At 66.1% G+C, this 22,349-nt stretch carries 11 protein-coding genes, 1 tRNA gene and 3 rRNA genes; 4 read left to right on the top strand and 11 right to left on the bottom strand.

Translation table 11 applies throughout. The features are described 5' to 3' along the window. Nucleotides 1-92 precede the first annotated feature (92 nt). A complete protein-coding gene (locus BN159_RS13130; RefSeq protein ID WP_015657470.1) occupies nt 93-5,483 on the bottom strand; it encodes a HAMP domain-containing protein in 5,391 nt (1,796 codons plus the stop codon). 437 nt (nt 5,484-5,920) lie between these two features. Between BN159_RS13130 and BN159_RS13135 the strand changes: the two genes are divergently transcribed. Continuing rightward, entirely contained in the window at nt 5,921-8,668 is a 2,748-nt protein-coding gene (locus BN159_RS13135; RefSeq protein ID WP_015657471.1) for a SpoIIE family protein phosphatase, read from the top strand. Nucleotides 8,669-8,729: 61 nt separating this feature from the next. Here the strand turns inward: BN159_RS13135 and BN159_RS13140 are convergent. Next, a tRNA-Thr gene (locus BN159_RS13140) sits at nt 8,730-8,805 on the bottom strand. A 162-nt stretch (nt 8,806-8,967) separates the two neighbouring features. On the opposite strand from BN159_RS13140, the gene BN159_RS13145 reads away from it, so the two are divergent. Further along, the gene (locus BN159_RS13145) at nt 8,968-9,858 is read left to right on the top strand and encodes an extracellular catalytic domain type 1 short-chain-length polyhydroxyalkanoate depolymerase (RefSeq protein WP_231905612.1); all 891 of its coding nucleotides are present in this window, start codon (nt 8,968-8,970) and stop codon (nt 9,856-9,858) included. 9 nt (nt 9,859-9,867) lie between these two features. On the opposite strand, the gene BN159_RS13150 is transcribed toward BN159_RS13145, so the two are convergent. From BN159_RS13150 to thyX, 7 genes are all read right to left on the bottom strand, one after another. Next, the gene (locus BN159_RS13150; RefSeq protein ID WP_041819205.1) at nt 9,868-10,530 is read right to left on the bottom strand and encodes a DegT/DnrJ/EryC1/StrS family aminotransferase; all 663 of its coding nucleotides are present in this window, start codon (nt 10,528-10,530) and stop codon (nt 9,868-9,870) included. A 115-nt stretch (nt 10,531-10,645) separates the two neighbouring features. Beyond that, a 5S ribosomal RNA gene (gene rrf, locus BN159_RS13155) occupies nt 10,646-10,762 on the bottom strand. A gap of 99 nt (nt 10,763-10,861) precedes the next feature. Next, nucleotides 10,862-13,983 (bottom strand): 23S ribosomal RNA (locus BN159_RS13160). Nucleotides 13,984-14,296: 313 nt separating this feature from the next. Beyond that, nucleotides 14,297-15,822, bottom strand: a 16S ribosomal RNA gene (locus BN159_RS13165). Together the 16S, 23S and 5S rRNA genes form the textbook arrangement of a ribosomal RNA operon. Nucleotides 15,823-16,317: 495 nt before the next feature. Beyond that, entirely contained in the window at nt 16,318-18,003 is a 1,686-nt protein-coding gene (locus tag BN159_RS13170) for a ribonuclease J (RefSeq protein WP_041819207.1), read from the bottom strand. A 152-nt stretch (nt 18,004-18,155) separates the two neighbouring features. After that, nucleotides 18,156-19,055 carry a 4-hydroxy-tetrahydrodipicolinate synthase gene (dapA, locus tag BN159_RS13175; protein ID WP_015657475.1) on the bottom strand — a complete coding sequence of 300 codons (900 nt, stop codon included), beginning with the start codon at nt 19,053-19,055 and terminating at the stop codon, nt 18,156-18,158. A gap of 210 nt (nt 19,056-19,265) precedes the next feature. Next, nucleotides 19,266-20,006 carry an FAD-dependent thymidylate synthase gene (thyX, locus tag BN159_RS13180; RefSeq protein ID WP_015657476.1) on the bottom strand — a complete coding sequence of 247 codons (741 nt, stop codon included), beginning with the start codon at nt 20,004-20,006 and terminating at the stop codon, nt 19,266-19,268. A 194-nt stretch (nt 20,007-20,200) separates the two neighbouring features. Between thyX and BN159_RS13185 the strand changes: the two genes are divergently transcribed. Further along, entirely contained in the window at nt 20,201-20,389 is a 189-nt protein-coding gene (locus BN159_RS13185; protein ID WP_015657477.1) for a hypothetical protein, read from the top strand. Between the two features lie 91 nt (nt 20,390-20,480). Next, nucleotides 20,481-21,035, top strand: a complete 555-nt coding sequence (locus tag BN159_RS13190) for a PH domain-containing protein (protein WP_015657478.1) — start codon at nt 20,481-20,483, stop codon at nt 21,033-21,035. A gap of 76 nt (nt 21,036-21,111) precedes the next feature. On the opposite strand, the gene BN159_RS13195 is transcribed toward BN159_RS13190, so the two are convergent. Together BN159_RS13195 and dapB are read right to left on the bottom strand one after the other, a co-directional pair. Then, a complete protein-coding gene (locus BN159_RS13195) occupies nt 21,112-21,555 on the bottom strand; it encodes a hypothetical protein (protein ID WP_015657479.1) in 444 nt (147 codons plus the stop codon). Nucleotides 21,556-21,566: 11 nt separating this feature from the next. Further along, complete coding sequence (gene dapB, locus BN159_RS13200; protein ID WP_015657480.1) at nt 21,567-22,319, bottom strand: 4-hydroxy-tetrahydrodipicolinate reductase; 753 nt, start codon at nt 22,317-22,319, stop codon at nt 21,567-21,569. Between the last annotated feature and the right edge of the window lie 30 nt (nt 22,320-22,349).

Raw genomic sequence — 22,349 nt, forward strand, 5'->3', positions numbered from 1 at the left:
ACTCCGCGTGAACACCGTAGGTTCTCGCCAGGCCCTGCCCCAGCCCGCTCACCGAGCCCGTACGAACCCCGTACGAAGCCCGACCGATCCCGTCACTCCTCCCGCATCCACTGCTCCATCACCGACAGCAGGTGATCGGGGTCGACGGGCTTGGTGACGTAGTCGGAGGCGCCCGACTCGATCGCCTTCTCCCGGTCGCCCTTCATGGCCTTGGCGGTCAGCGCGATGATCGGCAGCCCGGCGAACTGCGGCATCCGGCGGATCGCCGTGGTCGTCGCGTACCCGTCCATCTCGGGCATCATGATGTCCATCAGCACGACCGCCACATCGTCGTGCTGCTCCAGCACTTCGATGCCCTCGCGGCCGTTCTCGGCGTACAGCACCGAAAGGCCGTGCTGTTCCAGGACGCTGGTGAGCGCGAAGACGTTGCGGATGTCGTCGTCGACGATCAGCACCTTCTCGCCGCCGAACCGGATGCCCCGGCGCACCTGCGGCGCCGCCTCCAGCTCCACGGTCGGCCACTCCTGCTGAAGCGGCCGCTGCTCCAGCTCACCGGCGGTACTGCGGCGGCGGCGCCGGAAGAGCGCGGCGGCACCGTTCTGCGTCTCCTGGTACGACTTCACCTCGGCCGGCGTCTCGATCTCCGCGCCCGACAGCTCCGCGGCGGACGGCACCAGGTCACCGGCCTCCAAAGCGGCCATGGGCTGCTGATAGCCCTGCGGGGGCAGCTCGCTCGGGTGCAGCGGCAGGTACAGCGTGAAGGTCGAGCCGCGTCCCGGTTCGCTCTGGGCGTGGATCTCGCCGCCGAGCAACTGGGCGATCTCCCGGGAGATCGAAAGCCCCAGGCCCGTACCGCCGTACTTGCGGCTGGTCGTGCCGTCGGCCTGCTTGAACGCCTCGAAGATCACCCGCATCTTGCTGGCGGCGATGCCGATGCCGGTGTCCGTCACCGAGAAGGCGATCAGTCCGGCGTCCGCGTCCCGCAGCGAACCGGTCTCCAGCAACTGCTCCCGGATCCCGACCGGCACATCCGCCCCGGCCGGCCGGATGACCAGCTCGACCGAGCCGGAGTCGGTGAACTTCACCGCGTTGGACAGCAGGTTGCGCAGCACCTGGAGCAGCCGCTGCTCGTCGGTGTGCAGAGTGGCGGGCAGCTCCGGCGAGACCCGTACGGACAGGTCCAGGCCCTTCTCCGCGGTCAGCGGGCGGAAGGTGGCCTCGACGTAGTCGACGAGCTGGACGAGCGCGATCCGGGTCGGGGAGACGTCCATCTTGCCCGCCTCGACCTTGGACAGGTCGAGGATGTCGTTGATCAGCTGGAGCAGATCGGAACCGGCGCCATGGATGGTCTCGGCGAACTCGACCTGCTTCGGGGTGAGGTTGGCGTCCGCGTTGTCGGCGAGCAACTTGGCCAGGATCAGCAGCGAGTTGAGCGGCGTGCGCAGCTCGTGCGACATGTTGGCGAGGAACTCGCTCTTGTACCGCATCGACACCGCGAGCTGCTCGGCGCGCTCCTCCAGGACCTGCCGCGCCTCCTCGATCTCGGTGTTCTTCACCTCGATGTCACGGTTCTGCTGGGCCAGCAGCTCGGCCTTCTCCTCCAGTTCGGCGTTGGACGCCTGGAGTGCCTTCTGCCGGTTCTCCAACTCGGCCGATCGCTCCTGGAGTTGCTCGGTGAGCTCCTGCGACTGCTTCAGCAGGACCTCGGTCTTGGTGTTGACCGAGATGGTGTTGACGCTGGTCGCGATCATCTCCGCGATCTGGTTCAGGAAGTCCTTCTGGATCTGGTTGAACGGCGTGAAGGAGGCCAGCTCGATCACACCGAGCACCTTGCCCTCGAACAGCACCGGCAACACGATCACCTGCGCGGGCGGCGCCTCGCCGAGCCCGGAGGAGATCTTCAGATAGCCGCTGGGCGCGTTCTCCACCAGGATCGTGCGTTTCTCCTGCGCCGCCGTACCGACCAGCGCCTCGCCCGGCCGGAAAGAGGTGGGCATGGAACCCATCGAGTAGCCGTACGAGCCCAGCATCCGCAGCTCGTACTGGTCCTCTTCGCCATGGCTCGCGTCGGGCATCGCCAGGAAGAACGCGCCGTGCTGCGCGGAGACCACCGGGGTCAGCTCGCTCATGATCAGCGAGGCCACGTCCTGGAGGTCCCGGCGGCCCTGCATCAGCGCGGAGATGCGGGCGAGGTTGCCCTTGAGCCAGTCCTGTTCCTTGTTGGCGATCGTGGTGTCACGCAGGTTGGCGATCATCTTGTTGATGTAGTCCTGGAGTTCCTGGATCTCGCCGGAGGCGTCGACGTCGATCTTCAGGTTCAGGTCACCGCGGGTCACCGCGGTCGCCACGCGCGCGATGGCACGCACCTGCCGGGTCAGGTTCCCGGCCATCTCGTTCACCGACTCGGTCAGGTCCCGCCAGGTGCCGTCGACGTCACGCACGCGTGCCTGGCCGCCGAGCTGTCCTTCGGTGCCCACCTCGCGGGCGACGCGGGTGACTTCCTCCGCGAAGGAGGACAGCTGGTCGACCATCGTGTTGATCGTCGTCTTCAGCTCCAGGATCTCGCCCCGGGCATCAATGTCGATCTTCTTGGTCAGGTCGCCCTTGGCGATGGCGGTGGTGACCATGGCGATGTTCCGCACCTGACCGGTCAGGTTGGACGCCATCTGGTTCACCGACTCGGTGAGGTCCTTCCAGGTGCCGGCCACGCCGGGCACCCGCGCCTGACCGCCCAGGATGCCGTCGGTGCCCACCTCGCGGGCCACCTTGGTGACCTGGTCGGCGAACGAACTCAGCGTCTTCACCATGGTGTTGAAGGTGTCCGCGAGCTGCGCGACCTCGCCGCGCGCCTCGATCGTCACCGTCCGGGTCAGATCGCCGTTGGCGACCGCGGACGCGACCTGGGAGATGTTCCGCACCTGCACGGTCAGGTTGTTGGCCATCAGGTTGACGTTGTCGGTGAGGTCCTTCCAGATGCCCGTGACACCCGACGCGTGGGCCTGACCGCCCAGGATGCCCTCGGTGCCCACCTCGCGGGCCACCCGGGTCACCTGCTCGGCGAAGGACGACAGTTGGTCGACCATCGTGTTCACGGTGCTGACGAGTTCGAGGATCTCGCCCTTGGCGTCGACGGTGATCTTCTTCGACAGATCGCCCTTGGCGACCGCCGTGGTGACCTCGGCGATGTTCCGCACCTGGATGGTCAGGTTGTTCGCCATGAAGTTCACGGACTGGGTGAGGTCCTTCCAGGTGCCGGAGACCCCCTGCACCTCGGCCTGCCCGCCGAGCTGACCCTCCGTACCCACCTCACGGGCCACCCTGGTGACCTCCTCCGCGAAGGAGGACAGCTGGTCGACCATCGTGTTCAGGGTGTTCTTCAGCTCCAGGATCTCCCCGCGCGCGTCCACGGTGATCTTCTGGGACAGGTCGCCCCGGGCCACCGCGGTGGCGACCTGCGAGATCCCGCGCACCTGCGCGGTGAGGTTGCCGGCCATGCCGTTCACGGAGTCGGTCAGGTCCCGCCACACACCGGCCACGCCGGGCACCTGCGCCTGCCCGCCGAGCCGCCCCTCGGTACCCACCTCACGGGCCACCCGGGTCACCTGCTCGGCGAAGCCGGAGAGCTGGTCGACCATCGTGTTGATGGTGTTCTTCAGCTCCAGGATCTCGCCCCGCGCGTCGACGTCGATCTTCTGGGAGAGGTCGCCGCGCGCCACCGCCGTCGTCACCTGGGCGATCTGCCGCACCTGCGAGGTGAGGTTGCCACCCATGAAGTTGACGGAGTCGGTCAGCTCCTTCCAGGTACCGGACACGCCCGGTACGACCGCCTGACCGCCCAGGCGCCCCTCCGTGCCCACGTCCCGGGCCATCCGCGTCACCTGGTCGGCGAAGGCCGAGAGCTGGTCCACCATCGTGTTCACGGTGTTCTTCAGCTGGAGCATCTCGCCGGAGACGTCCACGGTGACCTTCTGCGAGAGGTCGCCGTTGGCCACGGCCGTCGTCACCTGGGCGATGTTGCGCACCTGCCCGGTGAGGTTACGGAACGCGGTGTTGACGGAGTCCGTCAGGTCCTTCCACGTCCCCGCGGCCCCCGGCACCTGCGCCTGGCCGCCCAGCTCACCCTCGACACCGACCTCGCGCGCCACGCGCGTGACCTCGGAACCGAAGGACGACAGCTGGTCGACCATGCCGTTGACGGTGTTCTTCAGCTCCAGCATCTCGCCGGCCACGTCCACGGTGACCTTCTGCGACAGATCACCGCTGGCCACAGCCGTCGTCACGGCGGCGATGTCGCGCACCTGGATCGTCAGGTTCCGGAAGACCGTGTTGACGGAGTCCGTCAGGTCCTTCCACGTCCCCGCGGCCCCCGGCACATTGGCCTGCCCGCCCAGCTGGCCCTCGGCGCCGACCTCGTTGGCCACGCGCGTGACCTCGTCGGCGAAGATCCGCAGCGTCTCGGTCATCTGATTCATGGTGTCCGCGAGCTGCGCGACCTCACCGCGCGCCGACACGGTCACCTTCTGCGACAGATCCCCGTTGGCGACCGCCGTGGTCACCTGTGAGATCCCGCGCACCTGCGCGGTGAGGTTGCCGGCCATGAGGTTCACCGAATCGGTGAGGTCCTTCCACACGCCCGCCACACCCGGCACCTGCGCCTGCCCGCCGAGCTCGCCCTCGGTGCCCACCTCGCGCGCGACCCGGGTCACCTCGGAGGAGAACGACGACAGCTGGTCCACCATCGTGTTGACGGTGTTCTTCAGCTCCAGCATCTCGCCGGCCACATGAACGGTGACCTTCCGCGACAGATCGCCCTTGGCGACCGCGGTGGTCACCAGCGCGATGTCCCGGACCTGCGCGGTCAGCCGGTACGCCATCGTGTTGACGGAGTCCGTGAGGTCCTTCCACGAACCCGACATGCCACGCACGCGTGCCTGCCCGCCCAGCTTGCCCTCGGTGCCCACCTCACTGGCCACCCGGGTGACCTCGTCGGTGAACGTGGACAGCTGGTCGACAAGATTGTTGACGGTACGGCCGACCTTCAGGAACTCCCCGCGCAGCGGATGCCCGGTGCCGTCCGGGGCCTGCGTCCGCAGCTCCATGCGCGGCGACAGATCGCCCTCCGCGACCGCGGAGAGCACCCGGCCGACCTCGGAGACGGGCCGTACGAGATCTTCGACCAGGGCGTTGGAGTTGTCGACGGCGGCCGCCCAGGAACCCTCACAGGCGCCGGTTTCCAGCCGTTCCGTGAGCTTGCCCTCGCGGCCCACCATGCGCCGCACCCGGGACAGCTCGCCGGTCAGATGCAGATTCCGGTCGGCCACCTCGTTGAACACGGCCGCGATCTCGGACATCACGCCGTCGCCGGAGACCGTGAGCCGCTTGCGGAAGTTCCCGTCCCGCATGGAGACCAGGGCCGCCAGCAGCCGGTTCAGGGAAGCCGTGTCCACCGCGGTGGTCCCACCGCGCGGTTTGCGCTGGTTCATCAGGGACTGTCCGCCTTTCGCGCGCGCTTTCGTGCCCCGCGTCGCTGCGCCAGACTCCACTGTGTCCCTCCCGCAGGGGTCGACCGTCACTGCCGTGCTCCCGGCGCGCCGGTTCGGCGCACCGGTTACTGCTGCGTAATCCTGCCGGATACCACCAGGCCGCATCACGGGCTGCTGCCCGCCATAAGCGGAAGACACCCAGCCTGCCCGGACCTTCACAAGAAGCTTGCCCAGTGTTTCACCCTCGCCGAACCCGGCCATAACAGTTCGGCAGCTTCACACACCGTCCGCACACCCTCCGGGCGGAAACACTGCCGACCGGCATCCGCGTGGACGGCGAAGGTAAGTAACCTTGCATGCGGCTGTCCAGCCGCACCGGTCCGTCCGGCTAGGGCGGTGGCACGGAAACGAGCGGGCATCGGAGGGGCGGCCGCAACATGACCACCGGACTGATCCCGGGGGAGCAGCCCTCGGACCCCCGGCCGAAGGACGGCCTGCCGCACCAGCGGCACGAGCCGGCAGGCCAGGGAGCCCTGCACAGCGACAACCGGTCGAGGAGTTCTGTGATCACCGCGCGCGCGGCCGCCAGCTTCGAGCCCGTCGGGCGCTCGGTCGCGAGCGCCCGCTCCTTCGTCCGCGACACCCTCCAGGGCTGGGGCTTCGCCGACATCCTCGACGACGCCGTGGTCCTCACCAGCGAGCTGGTGACCAACGCCGTGGTGCACGCGGGCACTTCCGCCGACGTCCTGTGCCTGCGCACCGAGGACGGCGTCCGCATCGAGGTCGCCGACCGCTACCCCGAGCGCGACATCCCGCTCCAGGGCAGGGCCGACGACATGGCCAGCCCCGACCGCGAGGGCGGCCGCGGCCTCCAGCTGTGCCGGGCACTGGCCAACCGCTGGGGCGTCGACTACACGCCCACCCACAAGCAGGTCTGGTTCCAACTCGACCTCCCCGCGCGCCCGGTGGGTACCCGCGCCGCGGGCCCCTCGCTCCCCGCCGACCTCCTCCCGCTGGCCGACGGCCGCGTCCGTGTCGCCGTCGTCCAGATCGACCGCACCGGCTCCATCTCCGCGTGGAACGAGGACGCCGAGGAACTCTTCGGCTACGCCGCCGAACAGGTCACCGGCAAGCCGCTCACCGACCTCGCCGCCTGGCCGCACACCCCGGGCACCAGCACCGGCATCGCGGAGGCCCTCCAACTCTCCCGCTGGGAGGGCAGTTACGGCATCCGCGGCGCAAGCGGCCGGGTCACTCCGGTGTACGCCTCACACCTCCGGGTCCGCGACACCGGCGGCGAGCCGTCCACGGTCTGCCTCCTCGTCCGGGACCACGAACGCGCGGTCCTCCAGACGCCGTTGCGCATTCTGTCCTCCGACGCCGGTGGCTCCGGCGAGGGCCAGAGCACCGACCCCTTCGAGGTGTTCATCGGCTCCCCGGCCCCGGACGACCTCGACGGCCTCCTCCAGCGCACGGTGGAGCGCGCCCGCGACATGCTCGACGGCGACTCCGCGTTCCTGCTCCTGGCCACCGACGACGAGACCGAGCTGGAGGTCCGCGCCTCCACCGGCCTGCCCTCCGCCCGCCAGCGCTTCGCGCGCGTGCCCGTCGAAGCGGGCCCCGGCCGCTACGGCTCGGCCCGGATGCCGGCGGTCCACGAGGACCTCACGATGGTCCCCGGCGCCGTCCCGTTGCTCAGTGGCACCGGCATGCGCTCCGTGGTCACCGTCCCGCTGAAGGTCGAGGGCCGCCTCACCGGCTCCCTCGGCGTCGCTGCCGAAGCTCCGAGCCGCTACTCCAACGAGGAGGCCCTGCGCCTTCAGTTCGCCGCCGACCGCATCGCGCTGGCCGTCGAGTCGGCCCGCCTCGGCGAACTGGAGCGGCTGCGCCGCGGTTCGCTGAGCTTCCTGGTCGAGGCCTCCGACCTGCTCGCCGGCACCCTGGACCGCGACCAGACCCTCGCCTTGATGGCCCAGATGACGGTCCCCACCCTGGCCACCTGGTGCGCCGTCTACACCATCGCCGACCAGGCCTCCGAGCCCTACCTGTCCTACGTCCTGCACGAGGACGAGGAACTCATCGACGGCATCAAGTCGTTGCTCTCGAAGATCGCCCCGCCCGACCCCGTGCCCACCCCGGGCGCCCGCATCTGGTCCGCCCCCGCGGAGGCCGCCCACGAGGCCGCCCTGCGCACCTCCATGCGCAGCCTCGGCCTGGGCTCCGTCCCCCGCGTCAGCTCCGGCATCGGCCCGACCCTCGCCACGGCCTCCGCGGTCGGCGGCGAGACGGTCGTACTGCCGCTGGTTGCCCGCAACCGCGTCATCGGCATGCTCACCCTCGGCAAGCCCACGGACGAGCACTTCCGCCAGGAGATCCTGGAACTGGCGGAAGACCTCTCCCGCCGGGCCGCCCTGGCCCTCGACAACGCCCGCCTGTACTCCGAGCGCACAGCCATCAGCCAGTCCCTCCAACGCAGCCTCCTGCCGCCCGAACTCCCCGTCATCGACGGCGTGGAGGTCGAGGTCATCTACCGCGCCGCGGGCGAGGGCAACGAGGTCGGCGGCGACTTCTACGACGTCTTCCCGATCAGCGACGGCGCCTACGGCTTCGCCATCGGCGACGTCTGCGGCACCGGCCCGAACGCGGCGGCCGTCACCGGCCTGGCGCGGCACGCCCTGCGCCTCCTCGCGCGGGAGGGCCTCAGCGGCCCGGCGGTCCTGGAGCGCCTCAACTCCGCGATCCTCGACGAGGGCGCCCGCAGCCGCTTCCTGACCCTCCTCTACGGCGAACTGCGCCCGCAGGACGACGGCAGCGCGGAGCTGAAGGTGGTCTGCGCCGGCCACCCCCTCCCGCTCCGCCTGCGCCAGGACGGCACCGTCGAACCGGCCGCCGAGCCCCAGCCGTTGCTCGGCGTCATGGAGGACCTGGAGCTGTACGAGCAGACCGTCACCCTCGACCCCGGAGACGTCCTGCTGTGCGTCACGGACGGCGTCACCGAGCGCCGCGAGGGCAGCCGCATGCTGGGCGACGACGGCCTCACCGACGTCCTGACGACCTGCACGGGCCTGACCGCGGGCGCGGTCGCCGCCCGGATCATGCGCGCCGTGGAGCGCTTCGCCTCGGACGCCCCGTCCGACGACATGGCGATCCTCGCGATGCGCGTACCCGGCCTCCACAAGGACTGAGCCCGAGAGGGCGGACACAAGCGAAAGGCCCCCGCCCGAAAGGGCGAGGGCCTTTGTGCTGTGGAGCCCCCAAACGGAATCGAACCGTTGACCTTCTCCTTACCATGGAGACGCTCTACCGACTGAGCTATAGGGGCCTGTTCCCTTCGCGGTCTCCCGCGCGGCAACGAGTTAGATCATACCCTGAATTCGCGCGTGGTTCGAACCACCCATTCCTCTGGACCGACCCGCCGCCTCCTGCCACCATGCGGCGCATGCTGACCCGAGGCACCACGTCCTTACGCGGCCCACTCACGGCCGTGACCCTGAGCACCGCCCTCTGCCTGACAGCGTGCTCCTCCGAGTCGGAACCCGACTCGCGAGACTCCGCTGCCGCCGAGAAACCCAGCCCGTCACCGAAGCCGAAGAAGGAAGTCCCGCGCCCCGGCGACCAGTCGGTCGAGCTCGACTGGAAAGGCACCCCGCGCTCCTACAAGGTGCACGCCCCGCCCGGCTACACCCCGGACAAGCGCCTCCCCCTGGTGATCGCCATGCACCCCTACCCCGGTACCGGCGACTACGCGGCAGCGATCACCGGCCTCACCGCGAAGGCCGACAAGGAAAACTTCCTCGTCGTCTACCCCGACGGCTACAACGAGGGCTTCAACGCCCTGATCTGCTGCGGTTCGGAGGACGACATCGGCTTCCTGCGCACCATCATCGACCGCTTCACCGACACGTGGAACGCCGACCCGGACCGCATCTACGCGACCGGCATCTCCAACGGCGGCGACATGTCCTTCAAGGCCGCGGTGGAACTCCACGACATCTTCGCCGCCATCGCCCCGGTCAGCGGCGGCTACATCGGATCCGCGATGGAGGACAAGACCTACGTCCCCGAATCCCCGGTCTCCGTCATCACCTTCATCGGCGAACTGGACAAGTACTACGACGAATTCGACGCCGGCATCAAAGCCTGGGAGAAACGCCTGCGCTGCAAGGCGGACTCACCCGAGAAGGCGGAGAAACAGACCACCCGCACCACGGCGCAATGCTCCGACGGCTCCAGCGTGGTCAGCTACCGCCTGTCCGAAATGACCCACCAATGGCCCGGCGGCTCCAACAACGACATGGCGTTCACCGACACAACCGTCAACGCCACAGACCTGATGTGGGAGTTCTTCCGCTCCCACCCCAAGAAGCGCACCTAGCGAGCACGTTCAGACGGCAGGCTGAAGCAGTCCACCCAGAGCGTTGCACGCAGAGACGATCCTCTGCATGTCCCGCTTGGTGAGCGCGGCGTCGACGGGAAGCGTCAGCGTCTCGTCGGCGGCGCGCTCGGTCTGCGGCAGCGACACACACCGGCGGAACTCCGGCAGCCGGTGCACGGGCGTCTTCACCGGCACCTTGCAGTCAACTCCGCGCGCCCGCACGGCGCGAGCGAAGGCGTCCCGGTCGGGCCGCCCGTTCCCGGGCACGCGCACGACGTACTGCTGGTAGGTGTGCCCGTCACCCCCGTCGGGCGTCCACACGCCCTTCAACTTCGAATCCAGATAGGCGGCCCGCTCCCGCCGCTGAGCAATCTCGTCGTACGGCGCCTCTGACTCGCCCTGTTCCAGTACGAGCAGCCCGTGCTGCTGTCCGATCCAGTGCAACCGCGCGATGTCGGCGGACCGCCCGAAACGGTGCACGGCGACGACCGCCGCGGTACGCGGAGTGACGACCGCCTCCACGGCAGCAGCGTCCAAGCAGTACGTCACCGGATCTATGTCGGCGAACATCGGAAGCGCCCCGGCCAGGACCACGGCCTCGGCGACCTCGGCGTTCCCGAAGGCCGGTACGACGACCTCGTCACCGATGCCGACGCCGGCAGCCCTGAGCATTGCAGCAGTACCCATGCTTCGGATGTTGGTTCCGCAACGTGAACTTGAGGTGACGGACAGCAAAAAAGGGTCAGACCCGAAACCGAAGTTCCGGGTCTGACCCTTATCAAAATTTGTTCGGCGGCGTCCTACTCTCCCACAGGGTCCCCCCTGCAGTACCATCGGCGCTGTAAGGCTTAGCTTCCGGGTTCGGAATGTAACCGGGCGTTTCCCTCACGCTATGACCACCGAAACACTATGAAACTGTCGAACAATGCCGCACCGCATGAAGCCATATGGCCATACGGGGCCGTTCGTGGTTTCAGAACCAACACAGTGGACGCGAGCAACTGAGGACAAGCCCTCGGCCTATTAGTACCGGTCACCTCCACACGTTACCGTGCTTCCAGATCCGGCCTATCAACCCAGTCGTCTACTGGGAGCCTTACCCCATCAAGTGGGTGGGAATACTCATCTCGAAGCAGGCTTCCCGCTTAGATGCTTTCAGCGGTTATCCCTCCCGAACGTAGCCAACCAGCCATGCCCTTGGCAGAACAACTGGCACACCAGAGGTTCGTCCGTCCCGGTCCTCTCGTACTAGGGACAGCCCTTCTCAATATTCCTGCGCGCGCAGCGGATAGGGACCGAACTGTCTCACGACGTTCTAAACCCAGCTCGCGTACCGCTTTAATGGGCGAACAGCCCAACCCTTGGGACCGACTCCAGCCCCAGGATGCGACGAGCCGACATCGAGGTGCCAAACCATCCCGTCGATATGGACTCTTGGGGAAGATCAGCCTGTTATCCCCGGGGTACCTTTTATCCGTTGAGCGACGGCGCTTCCACAAGCCACCGCCGGATCACTAGTCCCGACTTTCGTCCCTGCTCGACCCGTCGGTCTCACAGTCAAGCTCCCTTGTGCACTTACACTCAACACCTGATTGCCAACCAGGCTGAGGGAACCTTTGGGCGCCTCCGTTACTCTTTAGGAGGCAACCGCCCCAGTTAAACTACCCATCAGACACTGTCCCTGATCCGGATCACGGACCCAGGTTAGACATCCAGCACGACCAGACTGGTATTTCAACGACGACTCCACAACCACTGGCGTGGCCGCTTCAAAGTCTCCCAGCTATCCTACACAAGCCGAACCGAACACCAATATCAAACTGTAGTAAAGGTCCCGGGGTCTTTCCGTCCTGCTGCGCGAAACGAGCATCTTTACTCGTAGTGCAATTTCACCGGGCCTATGGTTGAGACAGTCGAGAAGTCGTTACGCCATTCGTGCAGGTCGGAACTTACCCGACAAGGAATTTCGCTACCTTAGGATGGTTATAGTTACCACCGCCGTTTACTGGCGCTTAAGTTCTCAGCTTCGCCATGACGAATCATGACTAACCGGTCCCCTTAACGTTCCAGCACCGGGCAGGCGTCAGTCCGTATACATCGCCTTACGGCTTCGCACGGACCTGTGTTTTTAGTAAACAGTCGCTTCTCGCTGGTCTCTGCGGCCACCCCCAGCTCGAGGAGCAAGTCCTCTCACCAGGTGTGGCCCCCCTTCTCCCGAAGTTACGGGGGCATTTTGCCGAGTTCCTTAACCATAGTTCACCCGAACGCCTCGGTATTCTCTACCTGACCACCTGAGTCGGTTTAGGGTACGGGCCGCCATGAAACTCGCTAGAGGCTTTTCTCGACAGCATAGGATCATCCACTTCACCACAATCGGCTCGGCATCAGGTCTCAGCCACAAGTGCGACGGATTTGCCTATCGCACGGCCTACACCCTTACCCCGGGACAACCACCGCCCGGGATGGACTACCTTCCTGCGTCACCCCATCACTCACCTACTAACCGCTTGGTTCGGCGGCTCCACCACTCCCCTCAACTCCGAAGAGATCAGGGCGGCTTCACGGCCTTAGCATCACGATGCTCGATGTTTGACGCTTCACAGCGGGTACCGGAATATCAACCGGTTATCCATCGACTACGCCTGTCGGCCTCGCCTTAGGTCCCGACTTACCCTGGGCAGATCAGCTTGACCCAGGAACCCTTAGTCAATCGGCGCAAACGTTTCTCACGTTTGTATCGCTACTCATGCCTGCATTCTCACTCGTCAACCGTCCACGACTACCTTCCGGTGCCGCTTCACCCGGCAGACGACGCTCCCCTACCCATCACAGCGGGCGTTGGCCCTATATGCTGCAATGACACGACTTCGGCGGTACGCTTGAGCCCCGCTACATTGTCGGCGCGGAATCACTAGACCAGTGAGCTATTACGCACTCTTTCAAGGGTGGCTGCTTCTAAGCCAACCTCCTGGTTGTCTCTGCGACTCCACATCCTTTCCCACTTAGCGTACGCTTAGGGGCCTTAGTCGATGCTCTGGGCTGTTTCCCTCTCGACCATGGAGCTTATCCCCCACAGTCTCACTGCCGCGCTCTCACTTACCGGCATTCGGAGTTTGGCTAAGGTCAGTAACCCGGTAGGGCCCATCGCCTATCCAGTGCTCTACCTCCGGCAAGAAACACACGACGCTGCACCTAAATGCATTTCGGGGAGAACCAGCTATCACGGAGTTTGATTGGCCTTTCACCCCTAACCACAGGTCATCCCCCAGGTTTTCAACCCTGGTGGGTTCGGTCCTCCACGAAGTCTTACCTCCGCTTCAACCTGCCCATGGCTAGATCACTCCGCTTCGGGTCTTGAGCGCGCTACTATATCGCCCTGTTCGGACTCGCTTTCGCTACGGCTTCCCCACACGGGTTAACCTCGCAACACACCGCAAACTCGCAGGCTCATTCTTCAAAAGGCACGCAGTCACGACTTGCAAGCAAGCTTGCAAGCGACGCTCCCACGGCTTGTAGGCACACGGTTTCAGGTACTATTTCACTCCGCTCCCGCGGTACTTTTCACCATTCCCTCACGGTACTATCCGCTATCGGTCACCAGGGAATATTTAGGCTTAGCGGGTGGTCCCGCCAGATTCACACGGGATTTCTCGGGCCCCGTGCTACTTGGGTGTCTCTCAAACGAGCCGCTGACGTTTCGACTACGGGGGTCTTACCCTCTACGCCGGACCTTTCGCATGTCCTTCGCCTACATCAACGGTTTCTGACTCGTCTCACAGCCGGCAGACTGTGAAAGAGAGATCCCACAACCCCCACGACGCAACCCCTGCCGGGTCTCACACGTCGTAGGTTTGGCCTCATCCGGTTTCGCTCGCCACTACTCCCGGAATCACGGTTGTTTTCTCTTCCTGCGGGTACTGAGATGTTTCACTTCCCCGCGTTCCCTCCACTTGCCCTATGTGTTCAGGCAAGGGTGACAGCCCATGACGACTGCCGGGTTTCCCCATTCGGAAACCCCCGGATCAAAGCCTGGTTGACGACTCCCCGGGGACTATCGTGGCCTCCCACGTCCTTCATCGGTTCCTGGTGCCAAGGCATCCACCGTGCGCCCTTAAAAACTTGGCCACAGATGCTCGCGTCCACTGTGCAGTTCTCAAACAACGACCAGCCACCCATCACCCCGAACCCTCACGGATTCGAGTGCACTGGGGCCGGCATCCGAAGACAGACCTTACGGCCGTGCCCTCAGACACCCAACAGCGTGCCCGACACGATCAGCCGACCAGATCAGCGTTCCACGCCCCGAAGAGCAGTACTAGCGCCTGGTCCGTCCTGGACCTGCCGAATAATCAACGTTCCACCCATGAGCAACCAGCACCGGACATTCGCCGATGTACTGGCCTCTGACCAACCGGAGTTGGTGAGAAGTGCTCCTTAGAAAGGAGGTGATCCAGCCGCACCTTCCGGTACGGCTACCTTGTTACGACTTCGTCCCAATCGCCAGTCCCACCTTCGACAGCTCCCTCCCACAAGGGGTTGGGCCACCGGCTTCGGGTGTTACCGACTTTCGTGACGTGACGGGCGGTGTGTACAAGGCCCGGGAACGTATTCACCGCAGCAATGCTGATCTGCGATTACTAGCAACTCCAACTTCATGGGGTCGAGTTGCAGACCCCAATCCGAACTGAGACCGACTTTTTGAGATTCGCTCCACCTTGCGGTATCGCAGCTCATTGTATCGGCCATTGTAGCACGTGTGCAGCCCAAGACATAAGGGGCATGATGACTTGACGTCGTCCCCACCTTCCTCCGAGTTGACCCCGGCGGTCTCCTGTGAGTCCCCATCACCCCGAAGGGCATGCTGGCAACACAGAACAAGGGTTGCGCTCGTTGCGGGACTTAACCCAACATCTCACGACACGAGCTGACGACAGCCATGCACCACCTGTACACCGACCACAAGGGGGGCACCATCTCTGATGCTTTCCGGTGTATGTCAAGCCTTGGTAAGGTTCTTCGCGTTGCGTCGAATTAAGCCACATGCTCCGCTGCTTGTGCGGGCCCCCGTCAATTCCTTTGAGTTTTAGCCTTGCGGCCGTACTCCCCAGGCGGGGAACTTAATGCGTTAGCTGCGGCACCGACGACGTGGAATGTCGCCAACACCTAGTTCCCACCGTTTACGGCGTGGACTACCAGGGTATCTAATCCTGTTCGCTCCCCACGCTTTCGCTCCTCAGCGTCAGTAATGGCCCAGAGATCCGCCTTCGCCACCGGTGTTCCTCCTGATATCTGCGCATTTCACCGCTACACCAGGAATTCCGATCTCCCCTACCACACTCTAGCTAGCCCGTATCGAATGCAGACTCGGGGTTAAGCCCCGAGCTTTCACACCCGACGTGACAAGCCGCCTACGAGCTCTTTACGCCCAATAATTCCGGACAACGCTTGCGCCCTACGTATTACCGCGGCTGCTGGCACGTAGTTAGCCGGCGCTTCTTCTGCAGGTACCGTCACTTTCGCTTCTTCCCTGCTGAAAGAGGTTTACAACCCGAAGGCCGTCATCCCTCACGCGGCGTCGCTGCATCAGGCTTTCGCCCATTGTGCAATATTCCCCACTGCTGCCTCCCGTAGGAGTCTGGGCCGTGTCTCAGTCCCAGTGTGGCCGGTCGCCCTCTCAGGCCGGCTACCCGTCGTCGCCTTGGTGAGCCATTACCTCACCAACAAGCTGATAGGCCGCGGGCTCATCCTTCACCGCCGGAGCTTTCGACCCCCACCCATGCGAGTGGGAGTGATATCCGGTATTAGACCCCGTTTCCAGGGCTTGTCCCAGAGTGAAGGGCAGATTGCCCACGTGTTACTCACCCGTTCGCCACTAATCCACCCCGAAGGGCTTCATCGTTCGACTTGCATGTGTTAAGCACGCCGCCAGCGTTCGTCCTGAGCCAGGATCAAACTCTCCGTGAATGTTTACCGGTAATCCGGTGCAACACCACGAGAGCGGTGCGAGAGGAGGAATAATCCCCTCGCACACAGCGTCCTCGCTGTGTTATTTCAAAGGAACCTCGTCCTCCCGAACGGGAGAGACGGGGTATCAACATATCTGGCGTTGATTTTTGGCACGCTGTTGAGTTCTCAAGGAACGGTCGCTTCCTTTGTACTCACCCTCTCGGGCTTTCCTCCGGGCTTCCCTTCGGTCTTGCGTTTCCGACTCTATCAGATCTTTCCGATCCGATTTCCTCGGTGCTTTCCAGGTTCTCGCTTTCGCGTTTCCCTTTCCGGCGGTTCCGACTTTATCAGAAGTTCTGAGTCGGATTTTCCATCCCCTTCGGGGACTGGTTCCGGCGCACGAAGCGGCCGGGTGCCCGTTGAGGTGGAGCCGTAAACGTACTGGAGCGGGGCGCCTCGTTGCAAATCGAGGCGCCCCGCTCCGGGTTCACGCGTATGAGGGCCGACGGTCCGTCAGACCTCCACCACCACCGGCAGGATCATCGGCCTGCGGCGATAGGTGTCGGAGACCCACTTGCCGAGCGTGCGGCGGATGAGCTGCTGGAGCTGATGGGGCTCCACCACGCCGTCCTGGGCCGACCGCTCCAGCACCTCCGCGATCTTCGGGATGACGTCCCCGAAGGCGGAGTCCTCGATGCCGGAGCCGCGGGCCTGGATGTGCGGGCCACCCGTGATCTTGCCGGTGGACGAGTCCACGACGACGAAGACCGAGATGATGCCCTCGTCACCAAGGATCTTCCGGTCCTTCAGCGCCGGCTCGCCGACATCGCCGACGGAGAGGCCGTCGACGTAGACGTAACCCGCCTGGACCTTGCCGGAGATCTTGGCCTTGCCCTCGATGAGGTCGACGGCCACGCCGTCCTCGGCGATGACGATGCGGTCGTGCGGGACACCCGTGAGGGCGCCCAGCTCGGCGTTGGCGCGCAGGTGGCGCCATTCGCCGTGCACCGGCATCAGGTTCTTCGGGCGGCAGATGTTGTAGAAGTACAGGAGCTCGCCCGCGGACGCGTGGCCGGAGACGTGCACCTTGGCGTTGCCCTTGTGAACGACGTTCGCGCCCCAGCGGGTCAGGCCGTTGATCACGCGGTAGACGGCGTTCTCGTTGCCGGGGATGAGCGAGGACGCCAGGATCACCGTGTCGCCGTCGACGATGCGGATCTGGTGGTCCCGGTTGGCCATGCGGGACAGGGCCGCCATGGGCTCGCCCTGGGAGCCCGTGCAGACCAGCACGACCTCGTTGTCGGGGAGGTCGTCGAGGGTCTTGACGTCGACCACCAGGCCCGGCGGGACCTTCAGATAGCCCAGGTCCCTCGCGATGCCCATGTTGCGGACCATGGAGCGGCCCACGAAGGCGACGCGGCGGCCGTACTCATGGGCCGCGTCCAGGATCTGCTGGATGCGGTGGACGTGGCTGGCGAAGCTCGCCACGATGATCCGCTTGCGGGCGCCGGCGAAGACCTGCCGCAGGACGTTGGAGATGTCCCGCTCGGGCGGGACGAAGCCCGGGACCTCCGCGTTCGTCGAGTCGGCGAGGAGGAGGTCGATGCCCTCCTCGCTCAGGCGGGCGAAGGCGTGCAGGTCGGTGAGGCGGCTGTCCAGCGGGAGCTGGTCCATCTTGAAGTCGCCGGTGTGGACCGCCATGCCCGCGGGGGTGCGGATGGCGACGGCCAGGGCGTCCGGGATGGAGTGGTTGACCGCGATGAACTCGCAGTCGAAGGGGCCGATGCGCTCGCGGTTGCCTTCCGCCACCTCAAGGGTGTACGGGCGGATGCGGTGCTCCTGGAGCTTGGCCTCGATCAGGGCGAGGGTCAGCTTGGAGCCGATCAGCGGGATGTCCGGCTTCTCGCGGAGCAGGAAGGGGACCCCGCCGATGTGGTCCTCGTGGCCATGGGTGAGGACGATGCCCTCGATGTCGTCGAGGCGGTCCCGGATGGACGAGAAGTCGGGCAGGATCAGGTCGATTCCGGGCTGCTCCTCCTCGGGGAAGAGCACTCCGCAGTCGACGATCAGCAGGCGGCCGCCGTACTCGAAGACGGTCATGTTCCGGCCGATTTCGCCGAGGCCGCCGAGCGGGGTGACCCGCAGGCCGCCTTCGGGGAGCGGCGGGGGCGAGCCGAGTTCAGGATGCGGATGACTCAAAAGACTCTCCTCAACCACGCGCGCCACGTACCGGTAGGGCACGTGGCGCGCGTGACGTTCGTGCAGAAGCAGTTGTCGTTGTGGCGCAGGCACCGGTGGCCTGCTTATTCAGTTGTGAAGTCGATGCGCGGTCGGCCGCGCGAAGTCTGTTGTCAGAGCTGTACCCCGCCCGCGGCAAGATCGATCTTGAGCTGTTCGATCTCTTCGGGTGAGCACTCGACCATCGGGGCGCGCAGCGGTCCGGCGGGCAGGCCCAGAAGGGTGAGTGCGGCCTTGGTGGTCATGACGCCCTGGGTGCGGAACATGCCCGTGTAGACCGGGAGCAGCTTCTGGTGGATCTCGGTCGCCTTCTGGACGTCACCGCTGGTGTACGCGTCGGCCAGGGCGCGCAGCTCGGGCGTGACGACGTGGCCGACGACGGAGACGAAGCCGACCGCGCCCACGGAGAGCAGCGGCAGGTTCAGCATGTCGTCGCCGGAGTACCAGGCGAGGCCGGAGCGGGCGATGGCCCAGCTCGCGCGGCCGAGGTCGCCCTTGGCGTCCTTGTTGGCGACGATCCGGGGGTGCTCGGCGAGCCGGACGAGCGTCTCGGTGTTGATCGGGACGCCGCTGCGGCCGGGGATGTCGTAGAGCATCACCGGCAGCTCGGTGGCGTCGGCGATGGCCTTGAAGTGCCGGTACAGGCCCTCCTGCGGGGGCTTGTTGTAGTACGGCGTGACGACCAGGAGGCCGTGCGCGCCGGTCTGCTCGGCCTGGCGGGCGAGCTGGAGGCTGTGGTGGGTGTCGTTGGTGCCGACGCCGGCGACGACATGGGCTCGGTCGCCCACCGCCTCCAGTACGGCTCGTACGAGGTCCGATTTCTCCGCGTCGCTGGTGGTGGGGGACTCGCCGGTGGTGCCGTTGATGATCAGGCCGTCGTTGCCTGCGTCCACCAGGTGCGTGGCGAGCCGCTGGGCGCCGTCGAGGTCGAGTGCGCCGTCCGCCGTGAAGGGCGTGACCATAGCGGTGAGGACCCGCCCGAAGGGGGTCTGCGGAGTGGAGGTCGGAGCCATGGGTTACACGCTACTCGCTGCTCAAGGCGTGGTCTGCCCTAGGGGTGCGGGAAAAGTCAGGACAAAGATGGAGCCCGGCACTGCCTGCTCGGGGGTTCAAGCAGTGCCGGGTCCGTTTGATCAGGCTAGATGAACTTCTCTAAATGCCGCAATACGGACACTTCGTGAGGCTGATGCGCACATCTGTGCCGGGCCGGGAACGCGGGTGCGTTACGGCGCCACACGTCCGTTCGCATTGAAGGCGGCGTGGGTGAGCGGCATGAGCTTGGCCCACTCCGCCTCCATCTTCTCGCCGACCATCTCGATCTCCCGCTGTGGGAAGGAGGGCACCTTCGCCAGCTCGTGCTGGGTACGCAGGCCGAGGAAGTGCATCAGCGAGCGGGCGTTGCAGGTGGCGTACATCGAGGAGAACAGGCCGACGGGGAGCACCGCGCGGGCGACCTCACGGGCGACACCGGCGGCGAGCATCTCCTGGTACGCCTCGTACGACTGGCGGTAGGAGTCCTCCATCGCGTGGCCCACCAGCTCCTGCTGGGCCTGGGTGCCCTCCACGAAGACGTACTTGCCCGGGCGGCCCTCCTGGACGAGCTTGCGGGACTCGCCGGGGACGTAGAAGACCGGCTGGAGCTCCCTGTACCGGCCGGACTCCTCGTTGTACGACCAGCCCACGCGGTGCCGCATGAACTCGCGGAAGACGAAGATCGGGGCGCTGATGAAGAAGGTCATCGAGTTGTGCTCGAAGGGGCTGCCGTGCCGGTCCCGCATCAGGTAGTTGATGAGGCCCTTGGAGCGCTCGGGGTCCTTCTTCAGCTCGTCCAGGGACTGCTCACCGGCGGTGGAGACACGGGCGGCCCACAGCACGTCGGAGTCGGCCGCGCTGTGCTTGACCAGCTCGACGGTGACGTCGCTGCGGAAGCTGGGCTTGAGGTCGTCGGCGGGGGTGTCGGTCACGACTCGGAGGGTCCTTCCATCACTTCACTCGGGCGGCGCCCACTCTACGGCCCGGCACTGACAGTGCGGTGTTCGGTCCCGGTCCGGCACGAGTTCTGCGAAATCGGGGGAAGAGGGCACCTTTTGAGGTTCTCGTGCGTCTGTCTCAGTGAGAACGATTCGTTCGAACTGTCCGATAGGAGCCGCAGCCCCCGATGTTCCAGAGCAATGTCACTCCCCCGCCCCGCGAGCGGGCGACCGCCGGGCAGATAGCCGGGCGTTGGCTGCTGGGCCTGACCATGGTGTCCGCGCTGGCGGGGGCGCTGATCCTCGGGACGCCGGCGCTCTCCCAGGACCAGTCACCGCGGCAGACGCAGCAGTCGCAGGCGACGGACGGTCGCTGACCCCATCCGGACCCCCGAGGGTGGTGGGCGCGGAGCTGTGTCGATAGCCTCACCGGGCACAGCCCCAGCATGGATTGAGTGAGGACCAGCCGTGCCCCTGCCCTTCCTGACGGCCGACCGAGCCTTCGAAGCAGCCGACGACGTCGCGCTGCCCTTCGACGACCGTGACCGCTGGCGGCGGCCCTACCGTCCCGGGCCTTGGCGCGTGGGCGCGGCCGCGCTTCTGCTGCTGCTCGCCTCCTATGTGCTCTTCGCGGCGGTCATCATCGCGCTGACCGGCACGCCGAGTTCGGCCGGAGTGGTCTTCGGTATCGCGCTGGTCGTGATCTCCGCCTCGCTGCGATTGCTGCGGATGGGCGTGTGGGTGAGTGCGCAGGGCGTGCGCCACGTCGCCTTCTTCGCCACGCGTACGGCGCCCTGGGAGCGGGTCGTCGCGGTGCGTACGACGCAGCAGCCGGTGCGCTGGCTCGGGCTGCCGCGGACCGTGCAGGGGCAGGCACTGGTCCTCGTACGCTCCGATCGGCCCGCGGAGGATCTGGCGCCGCTGATGACCACGCACAACGCGGACTTCCTGGGGCGTCCTGACGCGTTCGACCGGGCCGCGGACACGGTCGAGGCCTGGGGTTCGGAGAACGGCCGGGGCTGACCCGCGACAAGCAAATACACGAACGAAGGGGCCCGGTCCACCCACGTGGACCGGGCCCCTTCGTCGTACCGCCGACTCAGCGCGTCGCTTCCCTCAAGCTGATCGCGCGTTGCATCGCCTTGCGGGCGCGTGGCGTGTCGCGTGCGTCGTGATAGGCGACGGCGAGGCGGAACCAGCTGCGCCAGTCCTCGGGGGCGTCCTCCGTCTCGGCCTTGCGGCGGGCGAAGACCTCGTCGGCCGAGTCACGGTCGATACGGCCGCTCGGCGTGCGCTTCAACTCGTCGACGGGTAGGCCGCCCTCGGCGTCGAGTTCCGCGGCGAGGGCGTTGGCCTTGCGGACGAACTCGGTGTTCTTCCACAGGAACCACACCCCGATCACCGGCAGGATCAGCACCGAGACGCCGAAGGTGACGGTGAGCAGCGTGCCGGCCTTGATGAGCATGACGCCCCGGCTGCCGACCAGGACGAAGTAGACCAGCAGGACGGCGGCCGTGAGGGCGTAGGACAGTTTGGCGCGCATCAGCTATCAGCTCAGCCCAGGTCCAGGAAGTGTTCCAGGCCGAAGGTGAGGCCCGGGGTGGTCACCACGCGGCGGGCGCCGAGCAGGATGCCCGGCATGAAGCTGCTGTGGTGCAGGGAGTCGTGGCGGATGGTCAGGGTCTCGCCCTCGCCGCCGAGGAGGACCTCCTGGTGGGCCAGCAGGCCGCGCAGGCGGACGGAGTGGACCGGGACGCCGTCGACGTCCGCGCCCCGCGCGCCGTCCAGGGCCGTCTCCGTGGCGTCCGGCGCCTCCGGCGTGCCCGCCGCGCGCCGCGCCTCGGCGATGAGCTGGGCCGTGCGCGTGGCGGTGCCGGAGGGAGCGTCGACCTTCCTCGGATGGTGCAGTTCGACAACCTCCACCGACTCGAAGTAGGGCGCGGCGATCTGCGCGAACTTCATGTTCAGCACCGCCCCGATGGAGAAGTTCGGCGCGATGAGCACACCGGTCTCCGGGGAGCCGGCGAGCCAGCCGTTCAGTTGCGCGAGGCGCTCCTCGGTCCAGCCCGTCGTACCGACGACCGCGTGGATGCCGTGGCTCACGCAGTACTCGAGGTTGGCCATCACCGAGTCGGGCGTGGTCAGTTCGACGGCGACCTGGGCGCCGGTCTCGGCCAGGGTCTCCAGCTTGTCGCCCCGGCTCAGGGCGGCGACCAGCTCCATGTCCTCGGCGGCCTCGACGGCCCGTACCGCCTCGGAGCCGATCCGGCCCTGGGCACCGAGGACCGCCACTCGCAGCTTGCTCATCTTCTTGCTTCCTTCGGGAGGGGCTTGTGC

This window comes from Streptomyces davaonensis JCM 4913, from assembly GCF_000349325.1.
Taxonomy (GTDB): Bacteria; Actinomycetota; Actinomycetes; order Streptomycetales; family Streptomycetaceae; genus Streptomyces; species Streptomyces davaonensis.

Excerpts from the sequence above, each read along its gene's own strand:
- BN159_RS13195 (WP_015657479.1), bottom strand. The coding sequence starts at position 21,555 with ATGCGCGCCAAACTGTCCTACGCCCTCACGGCCGCCGTCCTGCTGGTC.
- BN159_RS13135 (WP_015657471.1), top strand. The coding sequence starts at position 5,921 with ATGACCACCGGACTGATCCCGGGGGAGCAGCCCTCGGACCCCCGGCCG.
- dapB (WP_015657480.1), bottom strand. The coding sequence starts at position 22,319 with ATGAGCAAGCTGCGAGTGGCGGTCCTCGGTGCCCAGGGCCGGATCGGC.
- BN159_RS13185 (WP_015657477.1), top strand. The coding sequence starts at position 20,201 with ATGTTCCAGAGCAATGTCACTCCCCCGCCCCGCGAGCGGGCGACCGCC.
- BN159_RS13130 (WP_015657470.1), bottom strand. The coding sequence starts at position 5,483 with ATGAACCAGCGCAAACCGCGCGGTGGGACCACCGCGGTGGACACGGCT.
- dapA (WP_015657475.1), bottom strand. The coding sequence starts at position 19,055 with ATGGCTCCGACCTCCACTCCGCAGACCCCCTTCGGGCGGGTCCTCACC.
- BN159_RS13150 (WP_041819205.1), bottom strand. The coding sequence starts at position 10,530 with ATGCTCAGGGCTGCCGGCGTCGGCATCGGTGACGAGGTCGTCGTACCG.